The following is an 18,509-nucleotide window of genomic DNA, read 5'->3' as shown; positions in this document are numbered from 1 at the left end:
TAATTAGTTCATACCAATTAAAAGCATAAGGCATACCATTTTTAAGATTTAGCTAATATGATGAAATATCGATAATTTTTTAAAAAATATATGGATGAATCTAATTCTTTTTTCTATATTTGCATTATGCGATGCAATTTTTGATAGGAAAAGCCATGGCGGGTATTAACTTAGAGCAATTACCAATTGTGCTAAGACAGTTTAATGGAATAACAGAAAATCAAACTGTTAAAAAAGAACTTCAAGTTTTACTTAATCCTTATTTTAGTTTTAATGAGCTTTGCTTAATTAATATTGAAAACAATAAAGCATCAGTCGAAATGCGTACTATGAAGTATTTCGATTTTGATGAAACATTGTTTATTGATGCTTTGATTGATGACTCAATGTTATGGGTTGAGATTAACAATAGCAGCATGTTTAGAACCCCAAGCAATGTAGAGAGTGCTTTAGTCTTTCAAGTAAAAACAGGATTTGGTAAAGCTCAATGCCTGGTATTTTTATCTATTGAACCAGGAGCTTGTTTTAACGAACTTGAATCAATGCCATTACAAATTTTACTTCAACAAGTTGCACATCAATTAGAACATCAAACGAGGCTTAACAGGCAAAAATTTCATTCGACTTCACTATTAAGCCGTTTAGCTGAGCTTTCAAATCTATTTAATGACTTTGCCAGTGAATGGTTTTGGAAAACCACAGAAAATAATCTGTTTACAAACGTATTAACCTCAAACGTAGCAAACAATCTATACAAAAGGCATTTCCTGAATAAAACATTTGACGATGTAATAACTGAACATGAACAAACGCAGTTAAAAAAGTGGTCTCAATTTAAACACTTATTGTCAGAACAAAATGAATTTATAGATTTTGAATTTGAGATAAATTCATCACCTCAAGCTTGGGTGTCTTTTAGTGGTAAACCGCAATATGATGCAAATGGCCATTTCAAAGGCTATATGGGTATTGCAAAAGATATAACAGTAAATAAAGATAGAGAGTATGCACTTAATCTAGCGAAGAACAAGGCTGAAGAAGCCAGTCTTGCAAAATCGCAATTTTTAACTGTTATGTCGCATGAAATAAGAACCCCAATGAACGCCATTGTTGGCATGTTAGAACTACTCGCTGACTCTGAGTTAAATGAAAAACAGAGTAGGTGGTTAAATTACGCTAATACTAGTGCAGACCTTCTTCTAGATCTGATAAGCGATGTTTTAGATTTTTCAAAAATCGAAAGTGGCTCACTGCAACTTGATGTCAAAGCGACAGACATTTATACATTGGTTAAAAATATCGCTTCTCAATTCTTAGAAACAAGCCAAAGCACGAGCGTTATTTTTTCATCTGAAATAAAAACGGGATTACCTAAAACTATCGATATAGATAGTGCTCGCGTTGGACAGATCCTATTTAATATTTTAGATAATGCGATTAAATTTACTAAAGTTGGTACTGTTAATTTTAAAGTTGATAGTACCGAAAAAGAACTTATTTTTGAGATCTCGGATACAGGGCAAGGTATGTCTCAGTCTCAACTTGAGACAATCTATGACGCTTTCAAACAACATGATGATGGCGTCAACAGGCAAGCTGAAGGGATAGGTCTTGGGCTGAGTATTACAAAAAGTCTGGTCGATCTTATGAAAGGAACTATCACTGTTGTTAGTGAGCCTAACGTAGGCACTAAATTTACGATAGTGATACCCTTTACCTTGGTAAAAGAGACCACTCACACACAGGAACAAGAACAGTCACTTGAGCCGATTTCTATTTTAGTAACAGAAGATAATAAAACGAATCAGGTGTTAATTAAGACATTCCTAGAAAAACTTAACCATCATGTAACACTTGCAGATAACGGCCAGCAGGCAATTGAAAAAGTGCAAGCAAGTACTTTTGATTTGGTTCTTATGGATATGATGATGCCGGTTATGGATGGAATAAGTGCAACTAAGTACATGCGCGAGAAACTAAACCTCACCATACCTATTGTGGCATTAACTGCAAATGCTTCTAAACAAGATAAGAGCGCTTGCTTAGAAGCCGGAATGGACAAAGTGCTTACTAAACCAATCAGATTTCATGATTTAAATCGTGCTTTACGTATTTTATTCAGCCAATAAGAAAGCCCCAAATTGGGGCTTTAAAATAAACAATACTAATTTTACAACACCATTGCCGCAACCCAGCCAGCAATCAGTAGTGGAATATTAAAATGGATAAAAGTAGGCACGACAGAGTCCCAAATATGGTCGTGTTGACCATCTGCATTTAAGCCAGATGTTGGGCCAAGTGTTGAATCAGAGGCAGGGGAGCCCGCATCACCTAGCGCACCAGCAGTACCAACCAGTGCCGCAGTAGCCATAACAGAAAAGTTTAGTTCCATACAAAGTGGTACAAACAGGGTGGCTATAATTGGCACCGTCGAAAACGAGCTACCAATGCCCATGGTGATTAATAAGCCAACCAGTAAAATTAACGCAGCGGCAAGGGGTTTGTTACCCTCAATCAACCCTGCGGCAGAGCTAACTAATGAAGCTACATCACCGGTTGCTTTCATCACTGAAGCAAAACCTTGCGCCGAAATCATAATAAAGCCAATCATCGCCATCATAGCAATGCCTTTACTAAATACATCGCCGTTTTGTTCAAGTTTTACAACACCGAATAAGGTAAATATAGCTACCCCAACAAGACCACCCAGGATCATAGAGCCACTAATATTTTGTGCCACTAATGAACAAAGTACGGCGGTAATTCCCACTGCTAAAACCTTTTTAGGCTGTTCAATGACAACCTCTTGCTGTTGCTCTGTTAGGCTGTGAGACTCGTAACTACGGCGTTTTCGATAAGATATAAACACCGCAACCAATAAACCAAATAACATCCCAATGGCTGGAATGATCATTGCCATCGGCACTTGAGTATTAACAATCTCTAAGCCATTTTCAGTGAGGTTTTTGTGTAGTATCGAGTATAAATAAATGCCACCAAAACCATAAGGTAGCACCATGTAAGAGGTGGCTAAGCCGAAGGTTAAGATACACGCAATAGCACGTCTATCAAGGCGTAACTTGTTGAATACAACAAGCAGAGGCGGAATTAGAATTGGGATAAAAGCAATATGTACGGGTATCAAATTTTGCGACGAGATCGCACACAGTAAAATAATACTTAATATAAGATAACTAAGCGTCGTTTCGCCTTTATGGCTATTGTCGTTTACTTGCTTTAGTAACTTAGACGCTAAAATACGGGTTAAACCCGACTTAGAAATAGCCACCGCAAATGCACCTAACATCGCATAGCTCAGTGCTATTTCAGCGCCGCCCGATAAGCCATCATTAAATGCATTAACGGTTTGTGATAAACCAAGGCCTGCGGTCAAACCCGCAACAATTGCGCTTACCGTCATCGCCACAATGACATTAATTCGACAAAGTGTCAGGATCAGCATCAACATAACGCCGACAATTACTGCATTCATATTGTTCTCTATTTGGCTGTTTTGAGAGAGTTTAACAGAACTCGTACGCGGTTTTTGCGATTTTGGTTATATGATTGCTGTTGATAACGTACTTCGATGATTATTTGCTCAAACTCACTTAAATATGCCTCTGTTCTAGGCTTTTGCTGTTTAATTAAAGCAATATTTTGCAGTGGCGTGTTGGTATCAACTGGCTCAATGCCTTGCTTTTTTGCCCACAGGTATAGCTTAGTGATGTCATCAACCAGCGGCTCTCTACTTCGAATAGGGCGTTTGCTATATAAGAAATAGCCAGTAAAGCTTAGTAATAATGTACCTAACACAATTAAAGGTGTTAGCCATGCTGACTTATTGCCAAACAGAGAATCAAATAAACTTTGTTGTGATTCTTGGTCAAACGTAAGCACCCAGTTAGTCCATTTATAGTCGAGCTCTTCAAGGTGAATTCGCAGCCAGTTTATTGCTTTAAAATGACTCCAGCGCTTTAGGCCAAAGTTAAGATTGTCGTTAAAGCTATCGTTTAAATCCCCCAGTTGTGATAACGAACCGTTTAAACGCTCCGGGGCAACAACAGAGGTAGCATCAAAAATATGCCACTTTTCATCAAAGAACACTTCGACCCAAGCATGGGCATCATATTGGTAAATGTTAAGCGTAGCGGCTTTAGTTTGTTCTCCGCCTAAATAACCCGACACAACACGGGCAGGGTAACCGGCAACACGAAACATAAATGCAGCGGTGCTGGCATAGTGGCCACAAAAGCCACGTTTGGTATCAAACACAAACTGGTCTAGCGTATTATCACCATACATGGGTGTAGGTGTTAATGTGTAAGCAAACTGCTGCTGATTAAAGTAATCAAGTAGTGCGTTAAAGTAAGCTTGCGCATTTTCATGCTCAGCAGCCAACTGGTTTGCCAGTGCCGTTGTTTGTGGATTAGTTGTTTTCGGTAAGCGGGTATATAAGCGTTTCTCAAAGTCATTTAGACTCAGCATAGCCTCACTACTGGTTGCCGCGTATTTAATGTTTTTGTTTAAGTTACCTTTTCGTTTTAACAAACCATTGTAGGTTGAGTGCACATCAGAATTATCACTTTGCGCAAAGCCAACTGCAAAAAGCCAATTAGAAGATGAAGGCTCTGCAATAACCTGATAATTAACACCATTACTTTGAGTAATTGTACGGCGAATTGGGTTAAATTGTTGCGATTTCAAAATGTCCGATATTAACCATTCACTGCCATTAAACTCATCATGAATAAGGCTGCGCCAGTAATAGGGGGTTTGTAAAGCTTGCTCTGGCTGTTGTTCTACCCGAAAAACTAAGTCATCTGACTCTGCTAATTTCGCAATCGAAAAGGGGTTAACCTGCTCTGATAACCCCGTTTTAGCAAGCTTTGGCCCCGGTAGCTGCCAAAACGCTGGAATTTTAGGTAAAAATAAAATCAAAAACGCCGCTATGGGTAAGGCTAGTAGTATGGTTTTAAAACTTTGTTTGTTAGCGGCCTTAAAGCTTTGAGGGCTAGTTAAATAGCCTAGTACCGCGAAGTTAACAATATAAAGTACACTGACTATCAAGGTTTCAAATAATCCTTGATGAAACAAATACACCGTTGAAAGGTTAAAAAACACCAGTAAACACACAGTTTGATACTGTTTAACGGTTTTCGCTTGTAGCAATTTAAAACTGCTAGCAAGTAGCATCATGGATACAAATAACTTGACTGTATCGCTCACGCCAACCAGAACAAATAAGGCTACTAAGCAAACCGCAGCCAAAATATTCGCCACCAATCCATTTAGTTTTTTATAAAACTTACCTAAAAACAGGTTTAAAAAACTCAGGCCTGCCAATATGGCTAAGAATGGAGTAGGTACTTCAGTAAACAAAAAGCCACTGGTAACAATAAACAGCAGTGATAAAACAGTATTTATAAGCGGCGTATTCATACTTAAAACTCCGCTAATGCTTGCAAGCAGGTTGTTTGATGATTGATCCCTTGGCCTTTCGCTATGTGTTTATTGGGTAAGGTTAACGAAAACGCCATGTGTTGGTCGGTTAATTGGTTCACCAAAAAACATAACTGGCTTAATCTATGCTCATTATTGCCACTTAACATATTGAAATTAAGCGCTAATTCCTGTGATGTATCACTGGTAAATTCTTTCGTTAATAGTTGCTGAGTTTTAGCGAAGTGTTTCCACGATACCTTATTAAGTGCTGTACCTTGTACGAAAGGGGTAAGCTGATAAAAGTCATCATTACCGGCATTAACTTGAGCGTTATCACCGTCGTGTTCTTCATTGTCATGGAGCTGAGTATCAAGCTTTTCAGTGGCGATAGGCTGTGGGTAAACATACACGGTTTCGGTTGGCTCTATATAACTCCACACAGACACCAAACCAAATGGAAAGTGGCTAATGATTTTTATTCTATCAAAGCCATATGCACCACGTTCACTACATTTAAGCGCTATTTCAACGGTCTTTTTCTCTTTGTTTTGCAGTGATACAGTTTCAGATTCAAGGTTGTCATTAACCAGTTTTATAAGCTCACAGTATGATCGTGCGTGAATTTGAAAACGCGCAAAAGGGGCTTTTGGCGCATAACTTTCATTAACTGATTGGTATTTAACCGACAAACCTCGCACATTTTTATAGCCGGTGAGTATCGCAAATACTAAAACAACCACCATTAAATACGCCATGGCTAAAATCAAGTTGTTTTGATAGTTAATGCCCATCACAAAGTTCAGTAAGGCAATTAGTAAAAACTGCCCACCAAGTTTTGAGGGTAATACATAAATTGTTTTATGCTGAAGCTCAATTTCGTTAGTTTTATGCTTGTTTTTTAATAACTTATTAAAAACTGACTGACGAAATTGATTAACAAAAGCAGGGCGCTTAAACATGTTTTATAAGCTTACGGGCACATGTTTAAGTGCATAGCCGCTGTCACCAGCGTTTAAGCCAAGCCTGTGATCAGTCACACTAGGGAAAACCGCTTGTACATCTTCAGGCATTACAAAATCACGACCTTCAATATACGCCCATGACTTTGCAGCTCGGGCAAGCGCAATGCTCGCTCTTGGTGATAATGGGTTTACAAAATGGTTATCTTGGCGAGTAAACGCAACGAGCTCAAGGATATAATCAACCACCGAGTTGCTGATCGTTACTGTGTTAATTTCTTTTTGAATTACAGTAAGTTGCTCAGGATTAATACGAACAGGCAAGTTGTCATAATTACGATTGTTTAAACCTAAAATGAGGTTTTTCTCAGCTTGTTTATCAGGAAAACCTAAACTAATACGCATGAAAAAACGGTCTAATTGTGACTCAGGTAATGGATAAGTACCAGATTGATGCACTGGATTTTGCGTAGCAATCACAAAAAATGGTGACGGTAGGGCGTGTTTAACCGAATCTACCGTAACTTGTTTTTCTTCCATTGCTTCTAACAGTGCACTTTGTGTTTTAGGACCTGCACGATTAATTTCATCACCTAAAACAACTTGGCTGAATACAGGACCTTGATGAAAAGAAAAACTATGTTCTTTTGCATCAAAGATGTTTGTACCAAGAATATCAGAAGGCAATAAATCGCTAGTAAATTGAATACGTTGATACGACAAGCCAAGAACTGCGGCAAGTGCATGAGATAACGTGGTTTTTCCCATGCCTGGTAAATCTTCAATTAACAGGTGGCCTTCACTAAATAAACACGTAAGGGCGAGTTTGATTTGTTGTTGCTTACCAAAAATAACCGTTGATAGGTCATCTATAATGAGTTGGATTGTCGAATTCATAAACTACTTAATTTGTTATGGTTTCCATCAATTCTAGACGTTTCATAACAGAGTCGACTTTTTTTGCGTTGAATGGTTTGGCGATAAAACCCTTAGCACCTAATTCCCAGGTGTTTTGCACATTCTCAAGACTATTATGACCAGAACACATAACAACATGAGTATGTGGATGGCGGTCATTTAAGTATTCAAGAATTTCCGTACCGTCAGTGTTAGGTAGTTCAATATCAAGAAAGATTACGTTAGGCGACTTTTCTTCAATTACGGTTTTAGCTGATTCAAAATCTCGACTTTCTAAAATATCGTCAAAACCAAGACCAGTTAAAATTTGATTTAGATAGTCGCGGATATCTTGCATATCATCGATTATCAGAATAGGTTCTAACGGCTTCACAAATTCCATATCGTTTACATCTTATCGTTACATCTCAAGTTGATAGTTTTAATATAAGTCATGAGATAACTAAGCTCAAGAAACAAGCACTAATAAAATGAATAATATGATAAAACACCACCTTAATGTCCGATACCGTCTAGTATTGGACTTAACATGCAATGAGAATAGGTATCGCTATATATAGGTACTTTACTTCCTATAATTTATATTATGTTAAATAACATATTTATCTTTATAAGCAGGTTCATTAGTCGTTAGATTTTAAGGTTTTTTAGCCCTTTTTTTGCTTAATATGGGTTTTCACTAATTTATAGCTTTTTATGAAATCCACATTTTTACTTTGTTGTAAGGGGTTGTTCATTTCTAGAATTATGGAGGTATGGAGATTTTCGCCCTCGTGTTTTGGAAAAGCCCGTAAATACTGACCTCTGCTAATCCCAAGCCGAAAATTCATGATTTTTGAATTACGCTTGTTTTTAGACTCTAACCGTTCAAACTGACTCATTATGCGATCATTCCTGCTCATTTTACGTTTAGAATTAGATCATTCCTGATCGTTTAACTTTTCTTTAAACGCACTTTAAACGCCATTTAAACGCTCTTTAAATATTCTCAGCGAGCAATCTTTAAATCTTTTCTGCTGCAACAACTGTATTAAAGTTTGGTCCCAGTTCGATTGTGATCATAAAGCCCTGGTACGTCATTCTAATTTTGTTATCTATATATGTGTACGCATTTGGCTTTTGAATTGCGTTCATTAGCTGGTGGATTTGTTCAACTGTTAGTTGGCCAGCTAATAGCTTTTCAATTTGTGAGCTGCTAATCGTAACAGCGCTACTATATATAGGTGCATTTTTACGTGATAGCTCATTTAAGAAAAATGCAGGCAAGTGCCCTAACGTAAATTCTTGGCCATCAACTACCGGCTTTTTAAGTGCAATCTGAGCTGCTTTTAAATTTACCTGCTTTTTATAATACTGCTGCGACTTCAAAACAGCTTCATTAAATTGCGGTACCGCTAGTTGTTGAAGTTCTTTCGATAACTTCACCACTGACTTACCAGCTGCTATGTCTGCACCTAACCATGCTTTACCAGGATTATAGTCCCAACCTAGATCTATGCCAGGTAACTTATCAAGTTCTTCACCTGTTGAAGCATCGACCACCTTGAATGACTGCATAAACTTATTAACAGACTCTGGTTTTGTGATTGATAAGCCCATACGTGCAATATCACGTTTATTCAGTGAAACCACCTTACATCTGCAGTTATAGCCATTTGGCGGATAATGTGTGTCCCAAAATGGATGATCTACAGGCAGTAATATATAGTTCCATCGATTGTGGTCAGGCCTAACTCGGCTATCACCAGCGGTCAGGTAAAGTAAATAAGGTCTACGTTCTTTTAATCGGTTCTGTTGTTCCCAGCGCCCTGCTGCTCGTGCTGTGTTTTTGTTGTTCTGGTAAATTACTTGGGTTCGCCAGCCACGCTTACCTTTATAAGACCAGCCGTGATCATCAACGATTTTATCAAAGCGCTTTCTAAAGTCCGATATGGTCTCGCCATCACTTATTGCTTTATCTACAGCAATATATAGCTCGTTCAGGATCTCGATTTCTGTTGCACCTGCAACGGTGAATGCTTTGGCGTGAATTAAACCCTGTAAGTCTTTATATGACTCACTTGTCAGCTTAATTTTGTCTTGAAAGTGTGAAATGGCTTCCTTGAATTTAACAAGGTCGCCATATTGTGGAGCTGATAGAGCCATTTTAGTGCTCTTTTAATGACTGTTGAATGTCTTGAATTTCATTTCGACGCGAGTTATCACGGCTATTACCAAAGAAGAAATTCAATATTGACGCTATAACAGTGCCTAAAACAAAGCCTAAAATAGTATCCGCAAAGCGTGTAGAGCTCTCAGGAATAGGCATAAACGTGATAAAGCCTATATATAGAGACGTCATAATTGACCAAAACCACGCATAATAATAGATGAAGCGTTTAGGAAACTTATCATCCTGATTAAGTGCTTGGATCTGCATATTGCGGGCACTCTGGGTGTTTTTAAATGCAAGTTCGTCAAGTTCTTTCTCTCGGTTGAGTAATGTTGTTCTTAACTCATGCGCGAATTTTTCAGAGTCTTTAATACGGTTTAATGCTTCTTCTGGTGAAGCTGAACCCGTTAAGGTTTGGGCCATATCAACGACTTTTGAAGCAACCGCTTCACCATTTGTGCCCCCTATCCAGTTACCTATTTTTTTATCTAGGCCAGTTAGTTTTGCAAGACCAAGTGCAATTGTGATCGGTTCCATTTAAGCCTCCATTGACTCGTAAGGTACGCCACCAATAAGTATTAATTCGATACCCTTGATCCTTTTGAATTGGCGAACTAATGATTTAGCTGTCGTAAAATAACAATCAAGAAATTCCTTTTTCTCATATAAGTTGGGGTAGCGTTTTTTAGCTTCGCGTTTCCCAAAGATTTTAATAATCTGTTTGATATCTGCCTGTTTAAAAATGGAGAGATAGCGCTTCCGCCATACCTGTCCTAAACAGTCAGGACGGGTTTCTTCTTTTGTGTGCCATTCACCTTTTATATAGCCATCGATATAAACAGCTAAGACAGTGGTAGACTCTGATTTTCTAACACGCTGGATTGAAATTTCATGTTCGCCCAATTTAAATAAAGCACTACCAAAAGTCCCTGCAAGTTCACTTTCAACCTTATCCCATTGCTCTTTAGAAATAGACATAAGCGCCCCGCTACAGCTTTGCTATATCAAGTGAAATAGCTTGTTCAATGCCTTTCTCGTCCTGCTTGTAAAAGCGGATAAAACGGCATGAATCGATAACACCTACAGACTCTGCAATGATATTCATCGCCTTTTGCCATTTACCGCTTTCATCAGTGATTTCAAGCTTGCGTAACGCCAAGATACGCTGCGGGTTTAATGATCCTTGCTTATCGGTATTAAAGGTTTTACTGACAATGGCTCGTATGTTTTGATTGCCGCCTTCGGTCCATTCATCTAGGCACTCATCAATCAGCTTTTTAGCAAGAGATAGCTCAGGGCCAAGCTCGATACGTTCTTGTGTTTGAATGTTCACGCGCAAAGTGTTATCGAATGAACGTAACTGCGTATTGCCTTTCTTACCACCTAAACTAACACCATGTTCTTGCGCTAAAAGCTCTATAAAGTCGTCAGCTTCAGCCATCAATGAACGTTTGAACTCAGCTAGTTTTTCCTGCATTTCGAGTGCTTTCGCACAGGCTTTTTGTACAAACTCATCTTTGATCAAATCCGTTTGTTTAACGTTAGCAATTGCCACTAAATTGCCTTTACCGTCTTTTAAGTAACCTTCAGGAATGTTATTCATCGTCTATCTCCACAGTTTTAGAATTAGCCTCGTTCATACCCGCCATAAACTCATATTGCATAGCTTGCTCAGCCACTTGTGCTAAAGCAGACTCAGAGATAGTTGGGAATTGTGAGGTTATTTTTTGCTTAAGTTCGTCCAGGTCTTTTGATGCCTGGGCAAAATGCCAAATCGTTTCAATGGTGTCGTTTGAAGCGTGATCGAATACATCAAACTCATCGCTAATTTCAGTACTAGCAGCATCGGATTTAGCAAATTCTGTGCTTTTAGCAGCTGAGGCAATGCCTTGACCATCGTCTGGTACTTCTAGAATGTCTTCACCTGGTTTAGGTTTAGGAATACCCAATTCCTTGTATGCCCACTCAGTGCTTACAGGCACGATGCGGGCAGATTCGCGAACACGGCTTACCGTATCGGTATTAATTTCGCGCTTATCTTTAAATATGAATTGAGGTGGCTCGCCACCCTCAAAGTTAACAGTGTGAAGGGTATTGATGAGCTGATTGCGGTAAGAGGCTACAAGCGCCCTATCTGCGCGTTGATTATCGCCAGCGCGTTTTGCATGTGTTTCACTTGCAGCACGTGCGCCACCGTTCTTTTGCTCTGTGGCTAGTGTTTGGCTAGTGAGCGCCTTGCTCATTTCAGCATTACAGAAATTAATTAAACGCTCAGGAATTGGTTCACCCGATAACTTACTTTCAAGTACTTCAATACTGGTATCGTCAGGTATTGCGGCTATACCGTCTTGTACTAACTTAGCAAGTCCATTTAAAAGGCTGTCTATATCAGCATCTTTTGCACCAATGGGGTATTTACCAACAGGGAACGGCACACCAAAACGCTCACAAAATTGAACAAAGAACTTAAAGCCACCGTGCTTAAACATCCATGGCCAAAAGCAGCTACTTAGTAGTGCAATGCCATATGGGTTTGTTGCACTGGGCATATGACGAACGCACGACCAACGACGCGGGTCTACTTCTTCGCCTTGCGGGTTTTCTTTTGTTTTTACAAGCAGCTCGTGATCGCTATTAAATGCAAAGCGGCTATTACGCCATGTTTCAACATATTCAGGCTGCCACGAACCATCACGTTTAATAAACTTGCCCAAATGCGTCACACTGAAACCATGTAAAATCGCACTGTAGTTGTGCCAATCCATATCGGCCCACTCTGTATGCTTGCATGGTTTACGCTTAAAAAACTGTTTTGCTAACTCGTAACTTTTCATACTGGCCGCATCTGTACCACCAGGCACTAACTCGGTATTAAAGCTATATAAACCGCTACGCAATGAACGAAGCTCACCAATAATGTGCGCGTCACGGGCTATTTCTTCATAAATAGCCGTGTTTTTACCTGCTTTACGTAAAATTGGATCAGGGTTTGGTAGCTCTGTGATCAATGACGATAAGCCAGGGTCCAATTGGTTTTGGTCAAACATACGAACTAGGGCACCATAAGCCCGTGAATTAATGCGTGGCTTAGACTTAAACATGATAGCCCCCTATTTGTTTGGTTACTTTGCGGCTTCGAACTCTAGGCATACCGCCTGCGCCAGTGCTGGCTATCATCCATAAAATAGCTAAGGCACAACTCAAGTCGTAGTGGTGTGTTGTTTGTTTTTCTGGCCAGTTTTCGAGTTCGTCGAGCAATAATCGGCAGCGTGAATGAAAGGCTATTTGTGCAGGTGTATTGGTCACATAGGTTTCGAGTGATCCTATACGTTCTTCAGCTGGTAATGTGGCCGTAACGCCCCGTAAAGGCAGTGCAATGCCCTGCTCTAATCCTTTGGTGATAAACTCGCTGCGCATAAAGTCAAAGGCGTTGTTATTCTCAAAGCCCCACACTAAGCAGTTATATTCTTTTTGAGCGCGAATTATGTCGTTAAGTAAGCGGCTGGTACCGCGTACTTTACGGCTTTCGTATTCCACGTGAAGCTTTTGTAAGTCTTTTGAATAAAAGCCAACAAGTATCGCACTTGGGTCAGATTTTTCTGTTTTACCCATACTTGGGTCGCATGCACCGTATGGTACCCAGTCGTGTAAACGGTCAACCCAAAAATCAAACTGGTAAAAAATCGCTTCTTCATCGCTTTTAGCAATACCTTGCATTTCGCGGTTAAACTCGCGCTTGTTCGCAGCCCACATACACATTAAATCGTAAAGTGTACGTACACTTGGCCAACTGGTTTTAGCTCCCTTAAGCATTTGGCGTTTATTCTTGATCCAAAACTTAAACGAAGGCTTATCTTCAGTGGCAACAGCAATACCTTTAGCCGCTTCGCGTTTTTCAAAGCGTTTATCATCATGAACCATGAGGTCGCGACATTGCTCCCAAAGATCCATACGCTCAGGCATTTGTTTAATTGCTTTAAAGCGGTGAACTATGTGCCCTGGTGCTTCTTCAGCACGGCTAATGGGGTCATCATTATTAAGAACGGTGTTCACACCTAAGAATTTTACGGTACCATCGGGTGGGCCTAAGTACTGCACAGCAGCTTCAAGGAATCGCCAGCGGTTCTCACGCTCTGTGGGTGATTTAGCCTCGGCATCGGTAATGATATCGTCAGACAGTAACAGCTTAGGACGGCTTGCACCGTGGAACGTACCACGTACAGACTGCTCTGCACCACGGCTCTCAAAGCGTACACCTTGCGCTGTAACAAACTCGCCTAACTTCCATACTGGCGATTTTTCGCATATTTCAGGAAAGTCTAAGGCTAAGTTGTTATTGTTCAACAACTCCGTTTTAACGACTTCAAGGGTCTTGGTTGGCATTTTGGTTTCAGCACCAAACAAGATCACAAAATCAATAAAGAGTGGTGGCTTTTCTAAGCCAAGTTCTTGGCGTATCTCTGCATCTTGAAGCAATGCCAATACTGACACATACACAGGGGCTATTTTTACGCTAAGTGTACTTTTACCCTCGCCACGTGGAGCAACAAACCAGTTCTTCCAACCGTTTTTAAGTTTTAATGCTTCTGGTAGCCAACTATTAAAATAAGCCTGAAAATCAGATGGTTTCTGACCATCATCTAGCCACATATGGTGCGGGAAATAGGTATATACAAAGAACTCAAAATCACCGCTTAAAACACGTTTACGACGCTCTCTAATGGCTTCAGGACTTGGATCAATATGACGTTCTTTAGCTTCAATATCACGGCGTAACGCACTGGTTACTTGCTCTATCTCTGCTAAAAATTCACGTGTATTTAAATCGGCCATTAGTCACTTAACTCCTTATCGAGCTGAGGACCAAATGCAGTAAGGATCTCGACTAATTGCGGTGCATAGTCAGGGTGATGTTTTGAAACAAATTTAGCTAAAATCTTGATGACTTCAGCTGCAACAGTGCGTTTTTCTAGGCGCTTATTGCCGCCAGATACTTTCATTACTTTGCTCATCATATCAGTGAGTGAGCTAAGTACTTTAGTGCGCTGCTCTAATGGGAGTGCTAAACCTTCTTCAGATTTTAAAAGCTCAAAGGTTTCGTTTACTTGAATGGTAAACTCTTCGATAAAGTCGGTTGTAAACTCACCTGCAGCACCCTCACTACGACGGCTTGCCGCACGAGCAAGATCCCAATCATCGCCCTGGTCTTTCGCTTCCATCTTCCAGCGGCGGGCTGTGCCATCTGCAACACTATGCTTTACTGCTGCAACACTTAAAGCAAGCAGTTCGTTTACATAGCTGTGACGTAAAGCGTTTTTCTTTTCTGCAGGGTGTGCCATTAGTTAAACATCCCACTTTTAACAGCGTAAGCAATTAAAGAAACAGCTAAACCCGCAGAGCCGCCCATTGCAGCCACTTTTACACGTTGGTTTGTGAGCTTTTCTTCTACTTTTGTTAATCGCTCAGCATGGGTCTTAAGCGCCTCAGCTTGGCGCTGCTCACTTTTTTCGATATCTATTTTTAAGCTATCAGTGATCTGCTTTTGACGGGCTTCACTCTTTTCTATGCTGTGGTGAATATCCGCCTTGATACTTCTTAGGTCGTCTAGAATAGCCGTTTGGCTTCCTTGAATTTCACCGATTGCTTGAAATAGCTGGTTCTCTTGTTCTGGTGTCATGAGGTGTCCTTACGGGTAAAAAACTTTAATGCCCGTCCACGTAGGTGTGCGAACGTCGAAATGGAACCAATTCACATCGCCCTCGATGGCTGTGATGTAAGGAAATTCTTCAGGGTGAGCTAATACGTAATCACGTACTTGCTGAGCGCTGTAGTTTTCAAAGCTACAATCAAAGGCTTTACCTAGTTTGTGTTGGCTGCGCTTTGCGCCAATTGGGCAGTCTAAAGGTCTGTAACCACGTAAGTGGTTAGCACCACCCCAGTACCAGTTATTTACAGTGCAAGGACCGAACTTATCACGCAGCTTTTGCAGCATGCGTAAGGCTCTTTCATCAAAGAAGTTTAAAAGAAAAAGGGGATCGTCTTTAAAAAGGTCAAAGACATTTTCAGGCACTATTTCCTGAAATAAGAAACTAGGTGCAGTTGGGACTTTAACTCTTATTTTGGCCGCCATGTTGAGTCCTCAGATTAGTTAATCGTTGTTTAATTAGGACGTAACAGGCAGGCAAACGAGTTTTCCGCGTTGGCTTTTGGTTAGCTGGGTTTAATAGCTCTTTTACGCGTGTGCGTAGTGCTGGCAAATCTTTTAACGGGCAACGGCGTGATATAGCGATTTGCTCGTCTTTAGACTTGGCCGACACAATAAGCTGAGCTAATAACTCAATAAATGGCGCATGCACTGTTTTTGTCATGCGTTAAGTAAATCAATTTAGAGGGGGGCATTCCGCTGTAAAGTTGTTTTCAGCGTTGTATTTTGCGGGTGTCTTATTAGGTTAAAATGAAAAGGCTTGCTATTACAATAGGGGCAAGCCAATTAATTTAAATTAGGTTTAAAGTAGTGTTAAAAGTTCGTTTAAGAAATCTTCGGTTTCTCTGTCATTCATCAAATGGTGCTTGTCTAAAGCATCTTCAATCAGTTGCCTAGCATCATCGTTTAACGCCATTTGGTTGTTAAAACATACACGGCGTAGACTCCCGCCGTTGATATTCATACCAGCAGTTACAGGTGGTGCTTCACCTTCAAATTTTACTACGTAAGTTTGGTATTCAGTCGCCATACATTTCTCACTTAAATCTTATTTGTTAATTCAATGCCAGCATTAAAGCCAATCCACATTGCATTGATTGTTTGGCTTGAGTATCCATTTTTTACATCAAACGAAAGACCTCTTAAGTGATCAGGGCCAAACTGCGTAATTAGCCATTGTTCAAAAAGCTCCTTGTGTTCCATCATTTACCCTTAATTTCTCTATACGCTTCGTGATATTCGGCCATTAACCCTGTTGTTGTTAGGCCAAATAACTTGCGTTGATTTATGTAACGGTTTAATAGGCTTAAACCAAATTCAAGTTGCCACTGCTTTGGCTTTTTTCCTCCACTAAGTTGCAAAGCAGTGAGCAACACAAAGTTATTGTTTTGCATGTTTTTGCTTTTGATAGCTTTGAGTTCGCACATCATCACCATCAGTAATTCGAATAAACTCAAACCAGCAATGGATACATACAGTGTGATCGTTATAAACCTCACCTTTTGGGGGACGCATGGTTTTTAATGTGTTATTACATTCAGGGCATTTATAGTGAATAACAGGTTTACTACGTAAGATTGCACCATTAAAAAATGCCAGGCATTCCGCTTTAATGTCTTTTAAAAGCTCCATAAATGCACCTTACTCATTTCGTTGATACTTGCGACCGCAAAAGCAACAATGAGTAGCTATCATTGAAACCTCAGCCTTACTCATATTTTTAGCATGGCTACCGTCTCTTTTTAAGGATCGAAACTTAACTTCTATCTTTGGGTTTACTGGTGCAAACTCGCCTTCAGATAAAATAAAACCTTGGCCTTGCCATCTAAAGTCAACATCAATAGCGCCTTCAGGCACTTTGCCTTTTTCTAGATAGAGTTTTTTAACTCTATCTAGGGTTTCTTTAAAACAATTGCATGGTTTTTCTTGTGTATTTGTACTCATGATGATCCCCTATAAACTTAAATTTAACTGTGTTTCGCCTACACGTTCTTGTTGATACGTGCTGTAAATACTGCTTACTTGTTGGCGCGTGATCTTAAAACGCTTTACCAGCTGCTGAATGCTGCAGGTTTTATTATCAAGCGCGTAGCAAATCTCTTGGTTGCGAATTTGCTGAAGTACTTTATGCAGCATTGGCATTTGGTAATGCTTGTTTTCGTATTCATCAACCAGGGCTTGTACTAACTCAATACCAAAAATTTTTACGGCCTCATGGTTAGCTGTTGGCTTACGCGGTATATAAAACATTTGGCCCTGGTGTTCAGTGAGTAGTGCTATTGTTTTATCTACCCCTAATATCTCAACAAGCTTGCGCAAGCCATAAGGCAATGCGCGTAAATCTAACTCAGGTTTGTTCATGACTGTTCATCCCATAAGTAGTCAAGGCCGTGTTCTCGATCGATTGCGCGCTGTTGATGGTACGCTTCAACATCACGACGAATACGGCACTTACGTTGGTCTTCAGGTTTAACTGGGCGCTTTCTATCTACCTCGCTATAAGGCTGTTTACGCGGGTTGATAGTGAAGTTTTGATAGTCTTCGTAATTAGGCATTTAAGCCCCCTGCTTTGCTTTATGGCGTGCTAACCATTGTTTAAGTACTTCAATGATGTGCGGCCATTGCTGGGCGCTTTGATACAGCTTTTTACCTTGTAAGTGGTTTTCACAAAACGATTCACACGCGCTTTTAGAGTCAACATTTACAGCACCGGCTCTGTGTAATTGCCCCCATAGGCTATAAATCATTTTAAGCTGTGGTGGTAATTGCTTTTTGCCTGCGTTTGGGTTCATTGCGCGGTAACGAGCAAGCAGCTGCTGCTGTTCGAGCTTTGTTAAACCAGTACACGTGTTAGTGCGTTGGTTAGAAATATACGCAACATTAAGTTGGTGGGTATCTTGATCGATACCCGCCGCCTTTTGCGCAATTTTGATTTGTTGGATCAAATTACTCACGCGCTTTCCTCCAACATTTGAATTTCAAAGTGAGGTGATGCCTCTAACGAGATAATCTTAATTCCCCAGTCTTTCATGCCTTCAGTAAAAATAAGCGGGAACTCGCGACAAATAGTGTTAAAGCGGCGCGCGGTATGCGCTGGGCCATTCACCTCATGAACATGGTGAATGCTAAAAAGCTTATCTGCTGCAAGCGTGGCGAAGGCCGCTTTAATGTTGCCGTTGCATTTATCGATTAGCTCACCTTGTGGGTCTTTCTTAGCTAAAAGAGCAAGCATTACTGCATTAGTCACTAAAGAGCTAAACGCAAGCTCAGCTGAATAACGCGGTGTGTTTAATTTGATTGAAAATGCCATGATTTAATCCTTCTTTAAATG

General features: G+C 40.1%; 25 protein-coding genes. 1 reads left to right on the top strand and 24 read right to left on the bottom strand.

Annotated elements, in window-relative coordinates; genetic code table 11:
• Nucleotides 1-155 precede the first annotated feature (155 nt).
• Nucleotides 156-2,129, top strand: a complete 1,974-nt coding sequence (locus JIG37_RS13905) for a response regulator (protein WP_199529621.1) — start codon at nt 156-158, stop codon at nt 2,127-2,129.
• 41 nt (nt 2,130-2,170) lie between these two features.
• Here JIG37_RS13905 and JIG37_RS13900 read toward each other — a convergent pair whose 3' ends face one another.
• The 24 genes from JIG37_RS13900 to JIG37_RS13785 all read right to left on the bottom strand — a co-directional run bounded on the left by JIG37_RS13900 (nt 2,171) and on the right by JIG37_RS13785 (nt 18,488).
• Entirely contained in the window at nt 2,171-3,493 is a 1,323-nt protein-coding gene (locus tag JIG37_RS13900; RefSeq protein WP_187489599.1) for a Na+/H+ antiporter family protein, read from the bottom strand.
• 8 nt (nt 3,494-3,501) lie between these two features.
• On the bottom strand, nt 3,502-5,442 hold the full coding sequence (locus tag JIG37_RS13895; RefSeq protein ID WP_199529620.1) for a DUF3488 and transglutaminase-like domain-containing protein: 1,941 nt from the start codon (nt 5,440-5,442) through the stop codon (nt 3,502-3,504).
• A 2-nt stretch (nt 5,443-5,444) separates the two neighbouring features.
• Nucleotides 5,445-6,404, bottom strand: a complete 960-nt coding sequence (locus tag JIG37_RS13890; protein WP_199529619.1) for a DUF58 domain-containing protein — start codon at nt 6,402-6,404, stop codon at nt 5,445-5,447.
• Between the two features lie 3 nt (nt 6,405-6,407).
• A complete protein-coding gene (locus tag JIG37_RS13885) occupies nt 6,408-7,301 on the bottom strand; it encodes a MoxR family ATPase (RefSeq protein WP_199529618.1) in 894 nt (297 codons plus the stop codon).
• A 7-nt stretch (nt 7,302-7,308) separates the two neighbouring features.
• Entirely contained in the window at nt 7,309-7,704 is a 396-nt protein-coding gene (locus JIG37_RS13880) for a response regulator (RefSeq protein WP_054553848.1), read from the bottom strand.
• 620 nt (nt 7,705-8,324) lie between these two features.
• Nucleotides 8,325-9,467, bottom strand: coding sequence for a phage minor head protein (locus JIG37_RS13875; protein WP_199529617.1), 1,143 nt, complete (start codon nt 9,465-9,467; stop codon nt 8,325-8,327).
• A 1-nt stretch (nt 9,468) separates the two neighbouring features.
• Nucleotides 9,469-10,011 (bottom strand): hypothetical protein, encoded by a 543-nt coding sequence (locus JIG37_RS13870; protein ID WP_199529616.1) that lies wholly within the window; start codon nt 10,009-10,011, stop codon nt 9,469-9,471.
• The gene (locus tag JIG37_RS13865; RefSeq protein ID WP_199529615.1) at nt 10,012-10,452 is read right to left on the bottom strand and encodes a hypothetical protein; all 441 of its coding nucleotides are present in this window, start codon (nt 10,450-10,452) and stop codon (nt 10,012-10,014) included. It abuts the gene before it with no gap.
• Between the two features lie 10 nt (nt 10,453-10,462).
• The gene (locus tag JIG37_RS13860; protein ID WP_063705252.1) at nt 10,463-11,077 is read right to left on the bottom strand and encodes a DUF3164 family protein; all 615 of its coding nucleotides are present in this window, start codon (nt 11,075-11,077) and stop codon (nt 10,463-10,465) included.
• The gene (locus tag JIG37_RS13855; RefSeq protein WP_199529614.1) at nt 11,070-12,575 is read right to left on the bottom strand and encodes a DUF935 family protein; all 1,506 of its coding nucleotides are present in this window, start codon (nt 12,573-12,575) and stop codon (nt 11,070-11,072) included. Before JIG37_RS13855 ends, JIG37_RS13860 begins: the two co-directional genes overlap by 8 nt.
• Entirely contained in the window at nt 12,568-14,307 is a 1,740-nt protein-coding gene (locus tag JIG37_RS13850) for a hypothetical protein (RefSeq protein WP_199529613.1), read from the bottom strand. The genes JIG37_RS13855 and JIG37_RS13850 overlap by 8 nt, the downstream gene beginning before the upstream one ends.
• Complete coding sequence (locus tag JIG37_RS13845; protein ID WP_063530259.1) at nt 14,307-14,813, bottom strand: DUF1804 family protein; 507 nt, start codon at nt 14,811-14,813, stop codon at nt 14,307-14,309. Before JIG37_RS13845 ends, JIG37_RS13850 begins: the two co-directional genes overlap by 1 nt.
• Nucleotides 14,813-15,151 (bottom strand): hypothetical protein, encoded by a 339-nt coding sequence (locus JIG37_RS13840; protein ID WP_063530258.1) that lies wholly within the window; start codon nt 15,149-15,151, stop codon nt 14,813-14,815. Before JIG37_RS13840 ends, JIG37_RS13845 begins: the two co-directional genes overlap by 1 nt.
• 9 nt (nt 15,152-15,160) lie before the next feature.
• A complete protein-coding gene (locus JIG37_RS13835; protein WP_199529612.1) occupies nt 15,161-15,604 on the bottom strand; it encodes a hypothetical protein in 444 nt (147 codons plus the stop codon).
• Nucleotides 15,582-15,842, bottom strand: coding sequence for a hypothetical protein (locus tag JIG37_RS13830; RefSeq protein WP_063530256.1), 261 nt, complete (start codon nt 15,840-15,842; stop codon nt 15,582-15,584). Before JIG37_RS13830 ends, JIG37_RS13835 begins: the two co-directional genes overlap by 23 nt.
• Nucleotides 15,843-15,980: 138 nt before the next feature.
• On the bottom strand, nt 15,981-16,208 hold the full coding sequence (locus JIG37_RS13825) for a hypothetical protein (protein ID WP_199529611.1): 228 nt from the start codon (nt 16,206-16,208) through the stop codon (nt 15,981-15,983).
• 11 nt (nt 16,209-16,219) lie between these two features.
• Nucleotides 16,220-16,384 carry a hypothetical protein gene (locus JIG37_RS13820; protein WP_199529610.1) on the bottom strand — a complete coding sequence of 55 codons (165 nt, stop codon included), beginning with the start codon at nt 16,382-16,384 and terminating at the stop codon, nt 16,220-16,222.
• Nucleotides 16,381-16,572 carry a hypothetical protein gene (locus tag JIG37_RS13815; protein ID WP_199529609.1) on the bottom strand — a complete coding sequence of 64 codons (192 nt, stop codon included), beginning with the start codon at nt 16,570-16,572 and terminating at the stop codon, nt 16,381-16,383. Before JIG37_RS13815 ends, JIG37_RS13820 begins: the two co-directional genes overlap by 4 nt.
• The gene (locus JIG37_RS13810; protein ID WP_199529608.1) at nt 16,559-16,810 is read right to left on the bottom strand and encodes a hypothetical protein; all 252 of its coding nucleotides are present in this window, start codon (nt 16,808-16,810) and stop codon (nt 16,559-16,561) included. Before JIG37_RS13810 ends, JIG37_RS13815 begins: the two co-directional genes overlap by 14 nt.
• Nucleotides 16,811-16,819: 9 nt before the next feature.
• Nucleotides 16,820-17,122 carry a hypothetical protein gene (locus tag JIG37_RS13805; protein ID WP_199529607.1) on the bottom strand — a complete coding sequence of 101 codons (303 nt, stop codon included), beginning with the start codon at nt 17,120-17,122 and terminating at the stop codon, nt 16,820-16,822.
• A gap of 9 nt (nt 17,123-17,131) precedes the next feature.
• Nucleotides 17,132-17,539, bottom strand: coding sequence for a Mor transcription activator family protein (locus JIG37_RS13800; protein ID WP_063705226.1), 408 nt, complete (start codon nt 17,537-17,539; stop codon nt 17,132-17,134).
• Nucleotides 17,536-17,733, bottom strand: a complete 198-nt coding sequence (locus JIG37_RS13795) for a hypothetical protein (RefSeq protein WP_199529606.1) — start codon at nt 17,731-17,733, stop codon at nt 17,536-17,538. The genes JIG37_RS13800 and JIG37_RS13795 overlap by 4 nt, the downstream gene beginning before the upstream one ends.
• Nucleotides 17,734-18,132, bottom strand: coding sequence for a phage protein GemA/Gp16 family protein (locus JIG37_RS13790; RefSeq protein ID WP_063705222.1), 399 nt, complete (start codon nt 18,130-18,132; stop codon nt 17,734-17,736).
• Nucleotides 18,129-18,488: a hypothetical protein gene (locus JIG37_RS13785; protein WP_063705220.1), complete on the bottom strand. Its 360-nt coding sequence runs from the start codon at nt 18,486-18,488 to the stop codon at nt 18,129-18,131. Before JIG37_RS13785 ends, JIG37_RS13790 begins: the two co-directional genes overlap by 4 nt.
• Between the last annotated feature and the right edge of the window lie 21 nt (nt 18,489-18,509).

Origin of the sequence: Pseudoalteromonas sp. bablab_jr010, from assembly GCF_016464105.1 — a bacterium.
Lineage (GTDB): Bacteria > Pseudomonadota > Gammaproteobacteria > Enterobacterales > Alteromonadaceae > Pseudoalteromonas > Pseudoalteromonas simplex.
The sequence above is the reverse complement of the archived record's forward strand: the minus strand, read 5'-3'. Positions and strand labels throughout refer to the sequence as shown.